Origin of the sequence: Thalassovita mediterranea (assembly GCA_019448215.1) — a bacterium.
Classification (GTDB): Bacteria; Pseudomonadota; Alphaproteobacteria; order Caulobacterales; family Hyphomonadaceae; genus Henriciella.
Genome location: CP080408.1, coordinates 1 through 16,777 on the forward strand (window position 1 = coordinate 1; position 16,777 = coordinate 16,777).

Here is a 16,777-nt window from a genome sequence, read left to right on the forward strand (position 1 = left end):
CACCAGACTTGTCTAGTTTGCAATGGTTGCGACAGGCAAGCGCGCTTGCCTGCTAGCGACCCTTTAGTCTGTCACGCGCTCGAAAATCGCAGCCAGGCCCTGCCCGCCGCCAATGCACATCGTCTCCAGACCATAGCGCGCTTCGCGGCGCTCCATCTCGTAGAGCATCGTCGTAAGAATACGCACGCCTGTTGCGCCAACCGGGTGACCAAGCGAGATCCCGGACCCGTTCGGGTTGAGGCGCTCATAGTCCTCTTTCTCAAAACCAAGCGCCTTGGTGCAGGCCAGCACCTGCGATGCGAACGCTTCGTTGAGCTCGATCACGTCGAGGTCGGAAAGCTTGAGGCCAGCCCGGTCCAGCGCCTTCTGGGTCGAAGGCACAGGGCCGATGCCCATGACTTCTGGACCAACGCCCGCGACAGACCAGGAGGTGAGACGCGCCAGTGGCTTCAGGCCATACTTCTCCGCGGCTTCACGGGTACAGACGATACAGGCCGCCGCGCCATCATTCTGGCCCGACGCATTGCCTGCCGTGACGGTTGCGTCCGGATCGACCTTGCCGCGCAGTGCGCGCAGCGTGGACAGCTTCTCGAGTGAGGAGTCGGCGCGAATATGTTCGTCCTTGTCGACAACGGTGTCGCCCTTGCGACCCTTCACGGTGAACGGAACGATCTCCTGGTCGAACTTGCCAGACTTCTGCGCCGCAGCCGCCTTCATGTGGGAGTTATAGGCAAACTCATCCTGCGCCTCGCGGGTGATGCCATAGTCACGGCGCAGATTCTCTGCCGTCTCGATCATGCCGCCTTCGACCGGGTAGAACTTGCCGCCAGCGGTGTAGCGCCCGCGCGTCAGGCCGTCATGGAGCATCAGGCCATCGCCCTTGATCTGCCAGCGCATATGGGTGGAGAAGAACGGCGCGTTCGACATGCTCTCGGCGCCGCCAGCGATCATCACATCGCTTGCCCCCGTCGCAATCTGCATGATCGCATAGATGACGCCCTGCAGGCCTGAGCCACAACGGCGGTCGATCTGGATACCGCCGGTCCCCGTGGTGAGGCCAGCGTCCAGCGCAACGACGCGGCCAAGCGCCGGCGCTTCCATGGACGGATAGCACTGCGCGAACACACAATCATCGACTGCTTCTGCCGGCACGTCATTGCGGCTCATCAACTCGCGGACGAGGAAGGAAGCCAGGTCATGCGCCTGCTCTGATTTCAGGCTGCCGCCAAAGCCGCCGACAGGCAGGCGAAGCGGTGAACAGATGACGACATCACGCATGGTATTTCCTCCCGAAACTGATCCACGCCATACAGCCAATCTCGGCCCCGCGTGCAACCCATACCGTGGAGAAATGCGCGGCGAAGCCGCACCGCTCTAGTTGGAGATGACGATCCGTCCGCCTTCGACGTCAAACCGCGTGCGCTTCAGCTGGACCAGATCTGTCGCTGACCCGGTCGTGATGCGCACCCAGATAGCATCGACCTTGCCCTCTTCGGACTGCACCATGGCAACAGAACCGATATCCTCGCCGTACATGCTTTCGACCCGCATGCCTGCTGCCGGAATGCTGGGTTGCGCAGGCGCAGCGGCGCCGCCGCCCCGATCGCTGCCAGCACTCGCGAGGCGCAGCTCAGGACGAATCTTGCCGACTTCGGCGACCGCTGCCCTGCCAAAGCGCGGCTCACCGGGCTTGGCAACAGGCCCACCGAGCAGTTCGTCAGAGGCCATATATTGCTGTTCGAGATAATCGGTCTGGCGCGCCCGGTCACTGTCAGGCCAGCTGGCGACCTCATAGTCGCTGGCATAGCGGCCATTGGCGACATAGGTCTGCGCGTTCTGGGCCAGGACCGGAGCGGTGAGAGTAAAACCGGCAACAAGCGCCAGCGTGATTTTGGAGAAGCGGGAACGCGGGACAGACATGCCGGATCAACGGCATGCCCGCAGCTTCGGTTCCCGCTAGTCTTCGACCCGCTCGACTTCGCTGTCAGCGAGGTCTTCTTCAGTGATCGGATCCGGCAAACCGGTATCAATCAGCGTGCCGGATTCCTCTGCGCTTTCGGTCTCACGCATGAGCTGCTGACGCTGGCGCAGGCGCTCTTCGGCCTCACGGTCGCGGTCGACATCGGCGCGAAGGTCATCCAGCGCGCTGCGTGGGCCATAGCGGCTCTCGGATGTGAAGGACGAGTCGATATCGTTCGAATACGCGCCCGTCGCGCCCTTCTCATTGCTGGTCGCGATCTGTCCTGCCGCCGTCAGCGAAAGGGCAAGCGGAAGTGAGGCAAGAACAAGAATACGAGCGAGCATCTTTAACTCCGAAATAGAACCTTCACGCAGGAACTGGAGCATTTGCAGCACTTTCCAAGACAAAGCCAGCAAATTTGGCCTTAAGCGCTTATCCGTTCTGCCCGCGCCCGCGTTCAGTTACTGCCTTGCGCGCCTGCTCGACGCTATCAGCCGTGACGGACTGTGCATGCTCGGCAGAGCGTTTGACTTCCATCTTCATCGCATCGCCGAATGTGGTCGCGAAGCCATCATCGATCAGCGCCTTGTACTTGCGTAGCAGCACGGCGTCGCAGCTTGCCATCTCGTGCGCCATCTTGATCGCCGCAGGCATCAGCGCATCGGCCTTGTAGACCCGGTTGACGAGGCCCCAGCGCTCGGCGGTCTCCGCATCGAGGAAGTTGCCGGTGAAGGACAGCTCCTTGGCGCGGCTCATACCAATCATGCGCGGCAGCTTCTGGCTAAGGCCCCAGCCTGGCACGATACCGACGCGCGCATGCGTGTCAGCGAACTTCGCATTCTCCGATGCCAGCAGCACGTCGCACATCAGGGCAAGCTCAAAGCCGCCGGTGATCGCGAAGCCGTTGATCGCGCCGATGATCGGCCACGGGAAAGCGGCAAGCCCCTTCGAAAGATCAATGTCGCCACCATCGGCGCCGAGCGCAAAGCCGGTCTGCCCGGCTTCCTTGAGGTCGACGCCAGCGGTGAAGGCACGGCCCTCGCCCGTCAGCACCGCGGCGCGAACCGTGTCGTCCTTCGCCAGCTCGGTGAACACTTTCACGAGTTCGGCACGCAGGGCCCGGCTCAGCGCGTTCAGCGCATCCGGCCGGTTCAGCGTCACGATTGCAACTGGGCCGTCTCTTTCCACGCGCACGATATTCTCGGACATCTGGCTTCCTCTCCATGGTCTTTGTTCTGCTTCGTCGCTAGAGACTTAAACTGGACCATCCGGAAACGCCAAGGCCAGACCATGGGTAAGCCCCCTGCAGATGTGAACTTCACCTTTTCGGACGAAGAGCTTGAGGCGCTGAAGCCCTTCGGCGACGTTCGCGCCCATGCGGTGGGTGATCCGCTAATTGATGAAGGCGACGCGAATGTCGATTGCCTCATCACGCTGTCGGGCCACACCAGCATCCTTGTTGAAACGCCAGAAGGCGAAAAACGTCTTGGCTGGATGGAGCGCGGCCAGTTTGCTGGCGACATCTCCATCCTGACGGGTCAGGCCTCGCTCTCGCGCGTCGAGATGGGAGAGGCCGGCGAGGTGCTTCATATCTCGCACGACAATTTCCAGCGCCTGCTGGTTGAGAACTCGCATTTCTCCGACATTTTCGTGCGCACGCTGACAGCGCGGCGGATCTTCTCGCACAATGCCTCCCACGGCGCCGTCATCGTGATAGGCGACGCGCATGACCGCGACGTGTTCGTCGCCCGTGACACCCTCTCCAAGCACATGATCGCCCATCGCTGGCTCGACCCGGACAAGGACCCGCTTGCAAAGCGCATCATGGAAGCGAGAGAGATTGCAGCCGCTGACCTGCCCGTCGTGATCCGTGGGCGTTCTCGTATCATGTCGCGCCCCGATGTCGGCGAATTGTCCGAAGCCTTCGGCCTCGATCTCGTACCCGACAATAGCTGCACCGATGTTGTTGTGGTGGGCGCAGGCCCCGCCGGGCTTGCCGCATCGGTCTATGCCGCTTCGGAAGGCCTCACCGTGGTCACGCTGGACAGTGACGGCCCCGGTGGTCAGGCGGGCACATCGTCAAAGATCGAGAACTATCTCGGCTTCCCCATGGGTGTTTCAGGCCGTGAGCTTGCTTCGCGCGCTTCCATTCAGGCGCAGAAATTCGGCGCCCGTATCGCATCACCTGCCAGCGCGGTCGATCTTGCACGCGACGGCGACAATTATTGCATCTCGCTGAAGGACGGCCGCCGCCTCAAGGCCCGCGCCGTGGTCATTGCCACCGGCGCTCAGTATAGCCGCCTGCCGATCGAGAATCTGGAACGGTTCGAAGGGCGCGGCATCTATTATGGCGCAACGCCCATGGAGGCGCAGCTGTGCGGCGGCCAGGATGTCTGTCTCGTCGGCGCGGGCAATTCAGCTGGTCAGGGCGCGGTCTTCCTCAGCCAGACGGCCCGCAACGTCCACGTCCTGTTCAGGCGCCCGAACATTCGCGACACCATGTCGGAATATCTCGTGCGCCGCCTCGAAGAGACGCCGAACATCCACCTTCATCCAGAGACTGAAATCGACACGCTGCACGGCACTGGCAGCGAAGATCAGCTCAATGATCGCCTGACCCGGCTCAGCCTTCGCCACCGCACCACCAGAGAGGTGAGCGAGCATGATATCGGTTTCGTCTTCCTCTTCATCGGCGCCCAGCCTTTTACCGACTGGCTGCCCCAGCATATGAGCTGCGATGAGAAGGGGTTCGTGAAAACCGGCCCGGACCTCTCCAATCTGGATCTCGTGCGCGCAGGCTGGACCCTCGACCGGATGCCGACCCGCTATGAAACCTCATGGCCACGCGTCTACGCCGTCGGCGATGTGCGGATCGGGTCAGTCAAGCGCGTCGCCTCCAGCGTGGGCGAAGGCTCCGTCGTTGTCAGCGACATTCACAAGGCGCTCGCAGAGATAACGCCTAGCGGTTCCTGAGAGCGAAGCGCGCCAACGCCAAAAGGCCGAGCACGCCTGCCAGCAAGGCCGCGACACCGAACATGCCAAATTTCGCTGGCGTCAGATACGTCTTCAGCCAGAGATAATTGCCCGCCCCCTGAAGCGCGATCATCTGTACCGTGTTTTCAGCGAGATCCAGAATGACGATCAGGAATGCTGGCAGCATGGCGAGCCTTGCAAACCGCATTGGCGCGAAGCGCGCTGCCAGCCCGGCGAGGAATGCGCCATAGGCGAGCGGATAGGCGGTATCGATGACAAGCGTCGCCCAGAAATGCGCTGTGCGGGCACCGCTATCCATCTCCGCCAGCCGTGCCTCGGCGGCTGGCCCGGTCCAGATCATGTCGAGAAGCTTCCCGTCCACGGCTGGCCCCACAAGGCTGAAGCAGAACCCGATGGCGACCATCGCCAGACCGGACAGGATGATCATGGGCGTCTTGGCAAGATAGGGCCGGGTCAACTTGCTTCCCCTTCGATGACTTCGCTCTCGCCGCCAACGGAGGCGGCCAGTTCGACAAGTTTTTGCGCCGCTGTCGTCAGGGCATCCTCATCTGCCGAGCGGGCGATCAGTGACACGCCATGGTCGCTCACAGACCTGAACCATGGATAGGAGCCGAAACTCACTTCTTCGTATGACTTGTCGAGCTCACTGAGGGCTTCGGCGATATCGCCTTCACGAAGACCCGGCACGCGGACGGTCCTCGCATGCACCACCCTGCCATGTTCCAGCCTGTGTCCGATATCCTGCAGCATGCCCTGAACGATCGAAGGCACGCCTGCCAGTGTGAAGACATTGCCGGTCTGGAAGCCGGGCGCACCCGATACCGGATTCTCGATCAGGCTGGCACCATCAGGTATCCGGGCCATGCGCTGGCGGGCTTCTGTGAACTCGGTGCCGATCTCGTCATAGCGTGCCTGCAGCATCGCCATCACTTCTGGATGCTTGTCGATCCCGACACCGAAGGCGGCTGCGATGGCGTCTGCGGTAATGTCGTCATGGGTCGGCCCTATCCCGCCGGTCGTGAAAACATAGGAGTATCGCTCGCGCAAAGCGTTGACCGCCTCGACGATGCGCGCCTGCACGTCCGGCACGATCCGTACTTCCTCGACCGGAATGCCGAGCGGCCGCAGATAGCCTGCAATCTGCTGGACATTGATGTCCCGCGTGCGCCCTGAGAGAAGCTCGTCCCCGATAAGGCAGATGGCGGCGGTTGGTGCTGTCATGGATATGTCCTGCAAACGCTACGCCCTCCCCTCACCGCTTCGCAGCGAAAAGGGAAGCAGCTGAATTGTCTCATTATTCCTGCAAAGCCTCATAGACCAGCGCCATTGACTGGGCGCGCGGCTCGAACGGCATGTCCGGATTATTGCCGAAACGCTGGATCATGGCGATGAAGTACAGATCGTTCACCGGATCGATCCAGAACCATGTCCCGGCTGCCCCGCCCCAGTAATAGGTGCCAGCCCCGGCCGGGCTCGCCATGGCTTCCGGGTCCGAAATAATGCCCCAGTCCAGACCGAACTTGTGCGGCTCTGCCGTCATGGTGGCCCGCGCCGTACCATTGAAGCTGATGCCCAGACCTTCGGGCAACTGGTCGCTCGTCATCAGCTCAACCGTCTCCGGCGAGATTATCTCTGCGCCATCGAGGCTCCCCTCATTCAGCATCATCTGGCTGAACCGGGCATAGTCGCTGATGGTCGCCACCAGACCGTGGCCACCGGATTCAAATGGCACTGTGTCCTGCCGGTAGAGATAGGGCACCGCCGCCGTGCTCTCGCGCGTCTCAGGCACCGGCACGAACCGGCCCGCTTCAGGGGACCAGACCATGAGGTCGGCGAAGCGGTCATAGTCTGCGTCCGGCACGTAGAAGCCAGTGTCGTCCATCCCGAGCGGGGTGAAGATATTGGCGTCGAGATACTCGCCAAGGTTCATGCCAGAGAACTGCTCGATGAGATAACCCTGGATATCAACGCCGACGCCGTAAGACCATTGCTCGCCCGGCTGGAACAGGAGAGGCACTTCGGCAACCCGGTCGACGAGCACATCAAGCCCGGGCGAACTCAGGATCCGCTGTTCCCGGAACTGGCGGTTCGAATAATCCTCGCCGAACAGGCCATAGGCGAACCCTGCCGTGTGGCGCATTGCGTCGCGAATTGTCGGCTCACGCTCAAGCGGCTCCAGGATGGGCGTGCCATCCTCATTCTCACCGGCCAGAACCTGCAAATTCTCGAACTCGGGGATATAGTCGCTCAGCGGATCGTCGAGGTCGAACTTGCCGTCTTCATAGAGCTGCATCAGCGCGACGCCGGTCACCGGCTTTGACATCGAGTAGATACGCCAGATCGTGTCCTTGCCGAGCGGGGTCTGGTCTTCGACGTCGCGAAGCCCGTGCCTCGCCGAATAGGCAATCTCACCATCCTTGACGAGCATCGCCTCAATGCCGGCCACCTGCCCTGCCTCGACATAGCCAGCGAGCAGCTCATCCAGCGCGGCAAGGCCTTCCTCGCTGAAAGCGGCGCGCGTTTCGGTGGCGGCATCTGCGCTTGCTGGCGACACTTCGGCTGAATTTTCAGCAGGGTCAGCTGCATTTGTGCAAGCCGCCGCCAGAAACACCGCCAGTACACCGCCAATGCACCGTGACTGCACCATGATTTCGTTCTTCACGACGAATTCCTCCCAAGGATTTTCCGACTGTACCAAGCGCTAGTTTCCGCCTGCAGGCAACCTCTGTATGGGCCCAACGTTTCTGCCTTGACGCGCCACCTCGCCGCTCAAGGTGAGAGGTATCAACAGCTTCCCCAAAGGAAAGGACTTCAGAATGAAACGTCACGCCACAGCCCACTGGTCAGGCCCCCTCAAGGACGGCAAAGGCACCATCGACACCCAGAGCGGCGCCCTCTCAAGCCACGGCTACTCCTTCAAGGCCCGTTTCGAAGACGAAAGCGGCAAGGCCGGCACGAACCCGGAAGAGCTGCTCGGTGCGGCCCATGCAGGCTGCTTTGCCATGCAGCTCTCGGCATTCCTCGCCATGAACGACACCCCTGCAGAAGACCTCGAGGCGAAGTCCGTCATCACGGTCGAGGAGGTTGATGGCGGCTTCGAGGTAAAATCATCCGCCCTCACCCTAACCGGCAAAGTGCCGGGGATCGATGGGGCGAAGTTCCAGGAGCTTGCCAACAAGGCCAAGGAAGAATGCCCAATGTCCAAGGCCCTCGGCGCCATCAAGGTGACGCTCGACGCCAAGCTCGCCTGATCCGTTTCAGGGATAATACAGCGGAAAACGGGGCCCTTTGCGGCCCCGTTTTCTTATGCCTCGAAGTATGGCCGGTCGCCCGCAATCGTCACGCGCTCCATGACGCGCACGTCCGGGAAATAGTCGCTCGCCGCATAATGCTGGCAGGCCCGGTTATCCCAGAAAGCGATTGAGCCAACCTCCCAGCGGAAGCGGCACTGATACTCTGGCACGGCGGCCTGGCTGTAGAGATGCTGTAGAAGCCAGTCGCTCTCTTCTTTCGACAAGTCCTTGATATGGCTTGTGAAAGCTGTGTTCACATAGATCAGACGCTCACCCGTCTCCGGGTGGGTGCGGATCACTGGATGCTCCTGCGGCGGAAACTTGGCGTGCAGCTCCTTGGGGTCCTTACCCAAACGCTTTGCGAAGACCCGGGCAATGTCATGAACCGCCGTAAGCCCGCAGCAGAATTCCTTCATCTTTTCTGAAAGGCCCTCATAGGCCATCACCATATCGGAAAAGAGCGTGTCGCCGCCCACTTGCGGCAGCTCGATCGCCCGCAGCACCGAGCCAAGCGAAGGCTCTGTCCGCCACGTCACATCCGAATGCCAGGAGTTTTCCTGGCCCTTATTGCTGGCATTGTGGACGATCCGCAGAACCTCGGGATTTTCCTGATCCTTCGGCGTCGCAGGGTGGATTTCGAGCTCACCGAACTTGCGGGCGAAGGCGATATGCTGCTCTCGCGTGATGTCCTGATCGCGGAAGAAGATCACCTTGTAGCGCAGCAGCGCCTTGCGGATCTCAGCCACCAGCGCGTCGTCCATCGGCTCTGACAGGTCCACACCGTGCAGCACGGCGCCGATTGCAGGCGACAGTCGCCGTGCCTCAAAGCGCGCAAACGCCTCAGCCCCCACATGTATGTTCATTCTGCTTCCTCCCGGTTCTTTTCTTTAAGCCAGTGTACGCTGAAAGCCGCAAATCAGGAAACAATCGGAACGGAGAGCCCCCGCCAGCATTGTTTTTCAAAGCAAATACTGGAGCCAGATCATGGGTATTGAAGTCCTATATTTCGTCGGCGCCGTCATCCTGTTCGGCATTCTTGTCTGGGCTGTTCTTCGCTCACGGCTGAAGTCCCCAAAAGCCCGGGCAATCCGCGAAGAAGCCGCGCGCGAGGAATACGAAAACCCCGAACAGTTCGAGAAGGACAAGGACAAACTTGCCGCGAAAGCCGAGCAGGCAGAGAAAGCCGCGCGCAAATAGCGAGGCCGGCGCTGCAGTCTGGCGCCCTGCCGAGGTGGAAACTCGGGCCGAGTGCTGCCATATTGCGGGCCTAACCAGTTCTGAGGCCACCCCATGTCCGAAGCCGACCTGATCATGCCCGTGCGCAACGGCGAGATCCGCATCCATGACGAGGCGGGCTTTGAAGGCATGCGCAAGGCTGGCAGGCTGGTCGCCGAATGCCTCGACATGCTGGTGCCGGAGGTGAAACCCAGTGTTACCACGGCGCATCTGGACGATCTAATTCGCGAGTTTGTCTACGATCACGGCGCGCAATCCGCCACCATCGGTTATCGCGGCTATCGCCATGCCTCATGCATCTCGCTCAACCACGTCATTTGTCACGGCATTCCAGGCGACCGCCCGCTCAAGGATGGCGACATCGCCAATATCGATGTTACAGTGATCGTCGATGGTTGGCACGGCGACCATTCGCGCATGTACGCGGCCGGCACGCCGAAGCGCAAAGCCGAGCGCCTGATGGATGTGACCTATGAATCGCTGATGGCAGGCATCGCGGCGGTGAAGCCCGGCAACCGCTTTGGTGACATCGGCGCGGCCATCTCAAAGATCGCCGCCAAGAACCGCCTTTCGGTCGTTGAGGATTTCTGCGGCCACGGCCTCGGCCAGCTCTTCCACGATGAGCCAAATGTCGTCCATTCAGCCCGCGCCGGAACGGGTCCGGAGCTGAAACCCGGCATGTTCTTCACGATTGAGCCCATGCTCAATATCGGCCGCAAGGACGCAGCAATCCTGCCCGATGGCTGGACCGCCGTGACCCGCGACCGTCAACTTTCTGCCCAGTTCGAACACTCGGTCGGCGTCACCGAAGACGGCGTCGAGATCTTCACAAGCTCACCAAAGGGCTGGCACACCCCTCACACGGTAGAGCTCTAGCCTCCTACTCAGCTGGAGGCGGCGCATAATAAGGCGCTGCCGCCGCCGGCATCATCTCCATCGAAATTTCGATGCCGTGTTCAGCGGCGAGCTGGCCTATGACAGCGCCTGCCGCCTCAGGTGAGGCTGGCCTGGCTTCCGCAAGGCGCGGGCTCACGCTTTCAAGAAACTGCTCGAAAGACGCGCCGGTCGTCATCATCAGAAGCTGGGTTTCGGTGTCAGAGCCGTTCCAGAACATGTGCGCATTGCCGCGCTTCAGAGCCGCAAAATCGCCTTCCGATATGCGCTTCACCGAGCCATCCGAGAGAATATCAAGCGTGCCCTGAAGCACGTAGAAATACTCGTCTTCCCGCGAATGCGTGTGCGGCGGCGAGCCCGGGCTCTGCGGCGGCAAGATGAACTCGTAAATCGCGACTTCACCCATGCTTTCTTCAGACGACAGCAGCAGGCGCACCGGGTGGAACGGGTTCTCGACCGCCTCGCCTGTCTCCGCCAGCACAAGCTTGTCCGTGTGATGATGCTGGTGATGGGCGGCGTGCCCTTCATGCTCACTATGCGCGCCATGCGCCTGATGCTGAGCATGCGCGCTATGGTCCTGCGCTGCCGCGGACATGGCGGCCCCAAGCGTAAGGACACCCCCTAGAATGATCCTGAACATAACTCTCCCCTGTTTTTTATATTGCGCTCGGTTTTATCCGGCTTTCGAAACCAGACAAGCTTGACGGGATGGCACGACCGGAACATTATAAGAACAAACCGGAAGAACGGGCAGATGGCTTTTTTCGTGTACATCGTCACCAACCAGCGGAACGGCACGCTCTATATCGGCCATACCGACGATATCGAACGCCGTGCGCACGAACATCGGAATGGCGTCATACGGGGCTTTGCGAGCAAATATGGCTGCAGGCGCCTTGTCTGGTACGACACGTTCGGGACGAGTGACGCCGCGCTGACACGTGAGCGGCAGATGAAGGGGTGGCGCCGCGAATGGAAGATTTCCCTGATTGAGAAAGACAATCCGGGCTGGCGGGATCTGGCTGACGACTGGCACCCTTTGGGCGCGCGTCACTATCGGATGCATTATCACCCAGCCGCCATGGGTCCTGACTTTCGTCAGGAAGGCGGCCAATCCAACGCTCACCCCAAACCCATAACCGCCACCCCAGCGAAAGCTGGGGCCCATGGCGGCTGGGGTGACATGTCAAAGGTGGCGAGATGAAACCCGTTGAGGAAGCCCCGCTACTTGGACTGACGGCACCGGCCCGACCTTTCGTCTCAGCGAAGCCGCACTGGCAGGGCCATCGTGACCGCTTGCGCACGAAGCTAATTGAGCGCGGCGCCATCGCGCTGGAGGATTATGAACTTCTCGAGACGCTGCTCTTCGCTTTCATTCCCCGCCGGGACGTCAAGCCCATATCGAAAGCGCTGCTGGCGCGTTTCGGGTCGCTGAGCGCGGTTCTCTCTGCGCGCCCGGCTGACCTCATCAAGGTCGCTGGCGTTGGCGAGACTGTTGCTGCCTATCTCAAGGCCACTGCAGAGATTGGCGCGCGCGCAACCCGAGAGACGCTGGCTTCGCGCACCGTGATTTCGAGCTGGTCGGCCCTCACAGACTATGTAAAGCGCGAGCTTCAACATGAGGGCCGCGAGCAGTTTCGCGTCCTCTTTCTCGACCGCAAGAACCAGCTCATCGCTGATGAGATCATGGGGCATGGAACAGTGGATCACGCCCCGGTCTATCCACGCGAGATAGCGCGGCGGGCGCTGGAACTTCAGGCGTCCAGCCTGATCCTCGTGCACAACCATCCATCTGGCGACCCGACACCCTCAAGGGCCGATATCGACATGACCCGTGCAATCATCGATGCGCTAGATGCACTGGAAATCACCGTGCATGACCACCTCATCGCGGCGCGCGGCGGGGTGACCAGCTTCAAGGCCCAAGGCCTTATCTAGCGCGCTTGCATCTTTGCTGCTGGAAGGGATGGCTGTCAGCCTCAAAAACCGCTATGAGCCGCGCTTCGGCCCATGATGTGCACATAAGGTACACTCGACTGCGGCCGGGCCGCGATTTGGTTGCGGCCGACGACATTGACCGAAAGCCTCCCTAAATGACCGACCAATCCGCAATTGTCCCTGCACTGGGCCAAGCTCTTGCTGCGCGTGGATATGACCAGCTGACCCCTGTGCAATCTGCTATGCTCGACCCTGAGATTGCCGCGTCAGACCTGCTGGTTTCTGCGCAGACGGGTTCGGGCAAGACGGTCGCGTTCGGCATTGCAATGGCCCCTTCCCTGCTGATGGGGGCTGACCGGCTTCCACGTCCAGGCACACCGCTGGCGCTTGTTGTTGCGCCGACGCGCGAGCTTGCTGTGCAGGTGCACCGCGAACTCGACTGGCTGTATGCCGAAGCAGGCGCACGCGTTGTCTCCTGCGTGGGCGGTATGGATCCGCGCGAAGAGCGCTCTGACCTGATGAAGGGCGCCCACATTGTCGTGGGCACGCCAGGCCGCCTGGTCGATCACCTCAATCGCGGCAGCCTTGTGCTCGACGACATTCGCGTCGTCGCCATGGATGAAGCGGACGAAATGCTGGATCTTGGCTTCCGCGAGGAGCTTGAGACCCTTCTAAGCGCCGCGCCGGAAGACCGCCGCACGCTTCTCTTCTCAGCGACCGTGTCGAAGCCGATCGCGCGCCTTGCTGAGACGTTCCAGCGCGATGCCGTTCGTATCAACACAATTTCCGACACGGACCAGCACGCCGATATCGACTACCGCGCGCATTCCATTGCGCCGTCGGACGTTGAGAATGCGATCATCAACGTCCTGCGCTTCCATGAAGCCAAGAATGCGCTTGTCTTCTGCAAGACCCGCGCGAATGTGAACCACCTCCTCGCGCGCTTTCACAATCGCGGCCTGAGCGTTGTTGCCCTGTCAGGTGAGCTCAGCCAGAGCGAGCGTACGCATGCGCTGCAGGCCCTGCGCGATGGGCGGGCCAATGTCTGCGTCGCGACCGATGTCGCCGCACGCGGCCTCGACCTGCCAGACCTCGACCTCGTCATCCATGCTGACCTGCCGACCAACCGCGAAGCGCTGCTGCACCGGTCCGGGCGCACGGGCCGCGCCGGCCGCAAGGGCGTCAGCGTCCTGATCGTGCCGTTCAAGGCCCGCCGCCGCATCGAGCGCCTGCTGCAGGATGCCCGCGTCGAGGCGAGCTGGACCGATGCCCCCGGCGCCGACGACATCCGCAAACGCGATGATGAGCGCCTGCTCAACCACCCATCCCTGACCGAAACAGCAAGTGCCAGCGACCATGAGATGGCGCGTATGCTGATCGACATTCACGGCGCCGAACAGGTCGCCGCTGCCTTCGTCGCGCATCATCGCGCGCGGCGCTCTGCCCCTGAAGAGCTGATGGACGTGCCGGAGTACCGCCCCGCCGACAAGCGTGAGCGCCCGCCGCGCGGCGACGGCCCTCGCGGTGATGGACCTCGACGTGAGCGTACAGACCGCCGCGAACCGCGCGCCGAACGCAACGATTTTGAAGACAGCGTCTGGATCAATCTTTCCGTTGGCCGCAAATCCGGCGCAGACCCGCGCTGGCTGTTGCCAATGCTCTGCAAGGCTGGCGGCCTTCACCGGACTGATGTCGGCGCAATCCGCATTGAGGACGCACATACGCGCGTCGAGCTGAAAGCTGAGAGCGCGCCGGGCTTCCTGGAACGTGTCGGGCCTGATGGCCGGCTTGAGAAATCAATCTCTGCCTGGCGCGAGGGCGAGAAACCGGCCGGCTGGGCGGAAGGCTCTGCCCCTGCCCGCCGGGAACGCGGCGATGATCGCGATTCAGACCGCCCGGCGAAGAAGCGCTCTGGCCCGCCATCCGGCCCGCGCTCTGATAAGCGCTCCGGCAAATTCGCTGGAAAGCCTCGTGCCGAAGGAAAGCCTCGCTTTGAAGGCAAGCCGCGTAGCGAAGGCAAACCAGCCCGCAAGCCGCGGCCTGTCCCACCGTCGCAACTGGAAGATCGCGCGCCTGAACGACCAAAGTCGAAAAAGCCTGGCAAACCAAAGCCGCGCCGCTTTGACCCGACGGCCGAGAAGCCGCCAAAGCGCCGCAAGCCAAAGCAGGACTAGCCAGATTGGCCGACAGCCGCCTGTGACCTTCCGGACACAGGCGCGCGTCCTCAGATAAAATTCTTAGGTGCCCGACATTGACGCCGGGAACGAGAGCTGACATCTGCCGCGCCTCATTCAACGCCATGGAGTGCCCGATGACCTATCGGCCATTCAATTTCAAAGCATTGCCCGTCGCCTGGCCACAGGTCGGCGAAGGTATGCCTATGGAGGATGTTGAGTGAGGGGCTGACCGTCAGCCCACCGGGAAACCGGATAACACGCACCCTCCACGCGCTTAAGCCTGGAGGGTTTTTCTTTCTCTCGATCCGACAGGCTGCCGTGTGGAGGGCTCTCTAAGAAAAGGAGGGCTCGTCTGACGAGCACAGTACAATGAGTGATTTTGAAGTGATCGAAACCGCACGCGGCGGAGCGATCAAGGCCTGGGTCAAGGGCGTGCCAGTCGAAGACAAGGCGCGCGAGCAGCTGGAGAATGTGGCAGGGCTTCCCTTTGTCCATTTCCACCTCGCCGTCATGCCAGACGTGCATTTCGGGCGCGGCGCCACTGTGGGATCTGTGATCCCGACCAAGGGCGCCATCATCCCGGCTGCGGTCGGGGTGGATATCGGATGCGGCATGATGGCGATCCGCACCAGCCTGCGCGCAGAGCATCTGCCTGACAGCCTCAAGGGCATCCGCCGGGCGATCGAACGCGCTGTGCCAGTAGGGAACGGGCGCGGTGGCAGCCACAAATACGTGCCCGCCACCGTGGAATCGCGCCTCAAGGCGTCCAACCTCATGGACCGGTTCGACCGGATCCGTGAGCGCCACGCCAAGATCGCGTCGAAGACCTACACCACCCAGCTTGGTACGCTGGGCGGGGGTAATCACTTTATCGAGCTCTGCCTCGATGAAGCAGATACCGTGTGGGTAATGCTGCATTCCGGCTCACGCGGGACGGGTAACCGCATCGGGACCTACTTCATTGAAGAGGCCCGCCGCGCGCTCGAAACCCGTGTGCTCGGCTATCATGTGCCGGACCGCGACCTTGCCTTCTTTGTGGAAGGTGAGCCGCTGTTCGACGACTATGTCGAGGCTGTGGGCTGGGCGCAGGATTATGCGCGCCTGAACCGTGAAGTGATGATGGCCCGCGTGCTTATGGCGCTGCGGGAAACCTTCGAGAGCTTCACGACCGACAAGCATGCGGTGAACTGCCACCACAATTATGTGGAGAAGGAACGCCACTTCGGCGCCGATGTCTGGGTGACCCGCAAGGGCGCCGTGCGGGCAGGCGCTGGAGAGCTTGGCATCATCCCGGGATCGATGGGGGCAAAGTCCTTCATCGTGCGCGGGAAAGGGAATGTGGACAGCTTCTGCTCCTGCTCTCACGGGGCTGGGCGGGCGATGTCGCGTACCGAAGCCAAGCGGCGTTTCACCGTGGATGACCACGTGGCCGCCACCGAAGGCGTCGAGTGCCGCAAGGATGCTGGCGTCGTGGACGAAACGCCGATGGCCTATAAGGACATCGACGCCGTAATGGCTGCGCAGTCCTCTCTGGTGGAGGTGGAACACACCCTGCGCCAGGTGGTCTGTGTGAAGGGGTAAGTGGTGAGCGCTGAACGTCTGCAGCCATCCGGTAACACGCCGGACACCACCCCAACGCCGGGCCATGCCCCGCATCCATGAAGGCGGCGCTATCCATCTGGATGGCGCCGCCTTTTTCGTGGCAACTTATGGCAAACTGGTTCAGACTGGCGGAACGATATAAACGGGGATCGGCTCATGAACTGGACGCTGTTCGACTTTGTTTTAGCAGGCTTTCTTCTGGCCGCACTGGCCCTCGCGGTCTTTCTTTTGCTTCGTCTAAAACGCAGCCGCGCCTACAGGGGCGGGCTTTTCCTGCTCATCGCCACGAGTGTGCTGCTCGTCCTCGTGAATGGCGCGGTCGGCATCATTGGCGGGTCGGAGAATGACGCGAACATGCTCTACGTCGCCGCTCTCGGTGCAGCCTGGCTGGGCGGCGCGGTCATGCGATTTCGCTCCAACTGGCTGTCACGCTTCCTGAGCGTCCTTGCGCTGTCCTATGTTTTCATCGCCGCTGCTGCCGTCATCCTTGGTTGGGGACAGGCCGGCGCCGCATGGCCATGGGACGTGCTGGTCGGAAGCGCCGTTTTCGCCATCCTCTGGCAGGTTAGCGCCTGGCTATTTGGCCTCGACGCCGACATTCGCACGCTGAAAAGCGCCAGCACCTGACGCGGCGCTGGAAATCCAGCCCCTGCCCCATAATTCCATGTCCGAAACCGCGCAAA

18 protein-coding genes are annotated in these 16,777 nt (G+C 61.6%); 9 read left to right on the plus strand and 9 right to left on the minus strand.

Annotated features, from left to right (window positions below; translation table 11 throughout):
• Nucleotides 1-63 precede the first annotated feature (63 nt).
• The 4 genes from KUV46_00005 to KUV46_00020 form a co-directional block, all read right to left on the minus strand.
• The gene (locus tag KUV46_00005; protein QYJ00799.1) at nt 64-1,278 is read right to left on the minus strand and encodes an acetyl-CoA C-acetyltransferase; all 1,215 of its coding nucleotides are present in this window, start codon (nt 1,276-1,278) and stop codon (nt 64-66) included.
• Between the two features lie 96 nt (nt 1,279-1,374).
• The gene (locus KUV46_00010) at nt 1,375-1,920 is read right to left on the minus strand and encodes a hypothetical protein (GenBank protein QYJ00800.1); all 546 of its coding nucleotides are present in this window, start codon (nt 1,918-1,920) and stop codon (nt 1,375-1,377) included.
• A gap of 36 nt (nt 1,921-1,956) precedes the next feature.
• Nucleotides 1,957-2,304 (minus strand): hypothetical protein, encoded by a 348-nt coding sequence (locus KUV46_00015; protein QYJ00801.1) that lies wholly within the window; start codon nt 2,302-2,304, stop codon nt 1,957-1,959.
• 88 nt (nt 2,305-2,392) lie between these two features.
• Entirely contained in the window at nt 2,393-3,169 is a 777-nt protein-coding gene (locus KUV46_00020; protein ID QYJ00802.1) for an enoyl-CoA hydratase, read from the minus strand.
• An 81-nt stretch (nt 3,170-3,250) separates the two neighbouring features.
• On the opposite strand from KUV46_00020, the gene KUV46_00025 reads away from it, so the two are divergent.
• Nucleotides 3,251-4,933 (plus strand): FAD-dependent oxidoreductase, encoded by a 1,683-nt coding sequence (locus KUV46_00025; protein QYJ00803.1) that lies wholly within the window; start codon nt 3,251-3,253, stop codon nt 4,931-4,933.
• Here KUV46_00025 and KUV46_00030 read toward each other — a convergent pair.
• The 3 genes from KUV46_00030 to KUV46_00040 form a co-directional block, all read right to left on the minus strand.
• Nucleotides 4,920-5,411 carry a hypothetical protein gene (locus KUV46_00030; protein ID QYJ00804.1) on the minus strand — a complete coding sequence of 164 codons (492 nt, stop codon included), beginning with the start codon at nt 5,409-5,411 and terminating at the stop codon, nt 4,920-4,922. The genes KUV46_00025 and KUV46_00030 overlap by 14 nt on opposite strands.
• A complete protein-coding gene (locus KUV46_00035; GenBank protein QYJ00805.1) occupies nt 5,408-6,175 on the minus strand; it encodes a competence/damage-inducible protein A in 768 nt (255 codons plus the stop codon). Before KUV46_00035 ends, KUV46_00030 begins: the two co-directional genes overlap by 4 nt.
• Nucleotides 6,176-6,248: 73 nt before the next feature.
• Complete coding sequence (locus tag KUV46_00040) at nt 6,249-7,616, minus strand: beta-lactamase family protein (GenBank protein ID QYJ00806.1); 1,368 nt, start codon at nt 7,614-7,616, stop codon at nt 6,249-6,251.
• A 154-nt stretch (nt 7,617-7,770) separates the two neighbouring features.
• On the opposite strand from KUV46_00040, the gene KUV46_00045 reads away from it, so the two are divergent.
• On the plus strand, nt 7,771-8,205 hold the full coding sequence (locus tag KUV46_00045; GenBank protein ID QYJ00807.1) for an OsmC family protein: 435 nt from the start codon (nt 7,771-7,773) through the stop codon (nt 8,203-8,205).
• Between the two features lie 53 nt (nt 8,206-8,258).
• Here KUV46_00045 and KUV46_00050 read toward each other — a convergent pair whose 3' ends face one another.
• Nucleotides 8,259-9,110, minus strand: coding sequence for a TauD/TfdA family dioxygenase (locus KUV46_00050; GenBank protein ID QYJ00808.1), 852 nt, complete (start codon nt 9,108-9,110; stop codon nt 8,259-8,261).
• A gap of 121 nt (nt 9,111-9,231) precedes the next feature.
• Here KUV46_00050 and KUV46_00055 point away from each other — a divergent pair, with 121 nt between their 5' ends.
• Together KUV46_00055 and map are read left to right on the plus strand one after the other, a co-directional pair.
• Nucleotides 9,232-9,444: a hypothetical protein gene (locus tag KUV46_00055; GenBank protein ID QYJ00809.1), complete on the plus strand. Its 213-nt coding sequence runs from the start codon at nt 9,232-9,234 to the stop codon at nt 9,442-9,444.
• 114 nt (nt 9,445-9,558) lie between these two features.
• On the plus strand, nt 9,559-10,359 hold the full coding sequence (gene map, locus KUV46_00060) for a type I methionyl aminopeptidase (protein QYJ02317.1): 801 nt from the start codon (nt 9,559-9,561) through the stop codon (nt 10,357-10,359).
• A 4-nt stretch (nt 10,360-10,363) separates the two neighbouring features.
• On the opposite strand, the gene KUV46_00065 is transcribed toward map, so the two are convergent.
• Nucleotides 10,364-11,017, minus strand: coding sequence for a cupin domain-containing protein (locus tag KUV46_00065; GenBank protein ID QYJ00810.1), 654 nt, complete (start codon nt 11,015-11,017; stop codon nt 10,364-10,366).
• A gap of 114 nt (nt 11,018-11,131) precedes the next feature.
• On the opposite strand from KUV46_00065, the gene KUV46_00070 reads away from it, so the two are divergent.
• From KUV46_00070 to KUV46_00090, 5 genes are all read left to right on the plus strand, one after another.
• On the plus strand, nt 11,132-11,581 hold the full coding sequence (locus KUV46_00070) for a GIY-YIG nuclease family protein (protein ID QYJ00811.1): 450 nt from the start codon (nt 11,132-11,134) through the stop codon (nt 11,579-11,581).
• Entirely contained in the window at nt 11,578-12,315 is a 738-nt protein-coding gene (gene radC / locus KUV46_00075; GenBank protein ID QYJ00812.1) for a DNA repair protein RadC, read from the plus strand. The genes KUV46_00070 and radC overlap by 4 nt, the downstream gene beginning before the upstream one ends.
• 155 nt (nt 12,316-12,470) lie before the next feature.
• Nucleotides 12,471-14,489, plus strand: coding sequence for a DEAD/DEAH box helicase (locus KUV46_00080; GenBank protein QYJ00813.1), 2,019 nt, complete (start codon nt 12,471-12,473; stop codon nt 14,487-14,489).
• A gap of 372 nt (nt 14,490-14,861) precedes the next feature.
• Nucleotides 14,862-16,073 (plus strand): RtcB family protein, encoded by a 1,212-nt coding sequence (locus tag KUV46_00085; GenBank protein QYJ00814.1) that lies wholly within the window; start codon nt 14,862-14,864, stop codon nt 16,071-16,073.
• A 177-nt stretch (nt 16,074-16,250) separates the two neighbouring features.
• A complete protein-coding gene (locus tag KUV46_00090; GenBank protein ID QYJ00815.1) occupies nt 16,251-16,721 on the plus strand; it encodes a hypothetical protein in 471 nt (156 codons plus the stop codon).
• The last annotated feature ends 56 nt before the right edge of the window (nt 16,722-16,777 follow it).

Excerpts from the sequence above, each read along its gene's own strand:
- KUV46_00005 (QYJ00799.1), bottom strand. The coding sequence starts at position 1,278 with ATGCGTGATGTCGTCATCTGTTCACCGCTTCGCCTGCCTGTCGGCGGC.
- KUV46_00010 (QYJ00800.1), bottom strand. The coding sequence starts at position 1,920 with ATGTCTGTCCCGCGTTCCCGCTTCTCCAAAATCACGCTGGCGCTTGTT.
- KUV46_00015 (QYJ00801.1), bottom strand. The coding sequence starts at position 2,304 with ATGCTCGCTCGTATTCTTGTTCTTGCCTCACTTCCGCTTGCCCTTTCG.
- KUV46_00020 (QYJ00802.1), bottom strand. The coding sequence starts at position 3,169 with ATGTCCGAGAATATCGTGCGCGTGGAAAGAGACGGCCCAGTTGCAATC.
- KUV46_00025 (QYJ00803.1), top strand. The coding sequence starts at position 3,251 with ATGGGTAAGCCCCCTGCAGATGTGAACTTCACCTTTTCGGACGAAGAG.
- KUV46_00035 (QYJ00805.1), bottom strand. The coding sequence starts at position 6,175 with ATGACAGCACCAACCGCCGCCATCTGCCTTATCGGGGACGAGCTTCTC.
- KUV46_00045 (QYJ00807.1), top strand. The coding sequence starts at position 7,771 with ATGAAACGTCACGCCACAGCCCACTGGTCAGGCCCCCTCAAGGACGGC.
- KUV46_00050 (QYJ00808.1), bottom strand. The coding sequence starts at position 9,110 with ATGAACATACATGTGGGGGCTGAGGCGTTTGCGCGCTTTGAGGCACGG.
- KUV46_00055 (QYJ00809.1), top strand. The coding sequence starts at position 9,232 with ATGGGTATTGAAGTCCTATATTTCGTCGGCGCCGTCATCCTGTTCGGC.
- map (QYJ02317.1), top strand. The coding sequence starts at position 9,559 with ATGCCCGTGCGCAACGGCGAGATCCGCATCCATGACGAGGCGGGCTTT.
- KUV46_00065 (QYJ00810.1), bottom strand. The coding sequence starts at position 11,017 with ATGTTCAGGATCATTCTAGGGGGTGTCCTTACGCTTGGGGCCGCCATG.
- KUV46_00070 (QYJ00811.1), top strand. The coding sequence starts at position 11,132 with ATGGCTTTTTTCGTGTACATCGTCACCAACCAGCGGAACGGCACGCTC.
- radC (QYJ00812.1), top strand. The coding sequence starts at position 11,578 with ATGAAACCCGTTGAGGAAGCCCCGCTACTTGGACTGACGGCACCGGCC.
- KUV46_00080 (QYJ00813.1), top strand. The coding sequence starts at position 12,471 with ATGACCGACCAATCCGCAATTGTCCCTGCACTGGGCCAAGCTCTTGCT.
- KUV46_00085 (QYJ00814.1), top strand. The coding sequence starts at position 14,862 with ATGAGTGATTTTGAAGTGATCGAAACCGCACGCGGCGGAGCGATCAAG.
- KUV46_00090 (QYJ00815.1), top strand. The coding sequence starts at position 16,251 with ATGAACTGGACGCTGTTCGACTTTGTTTTAGCAGGCTTTCTTCTGGCC.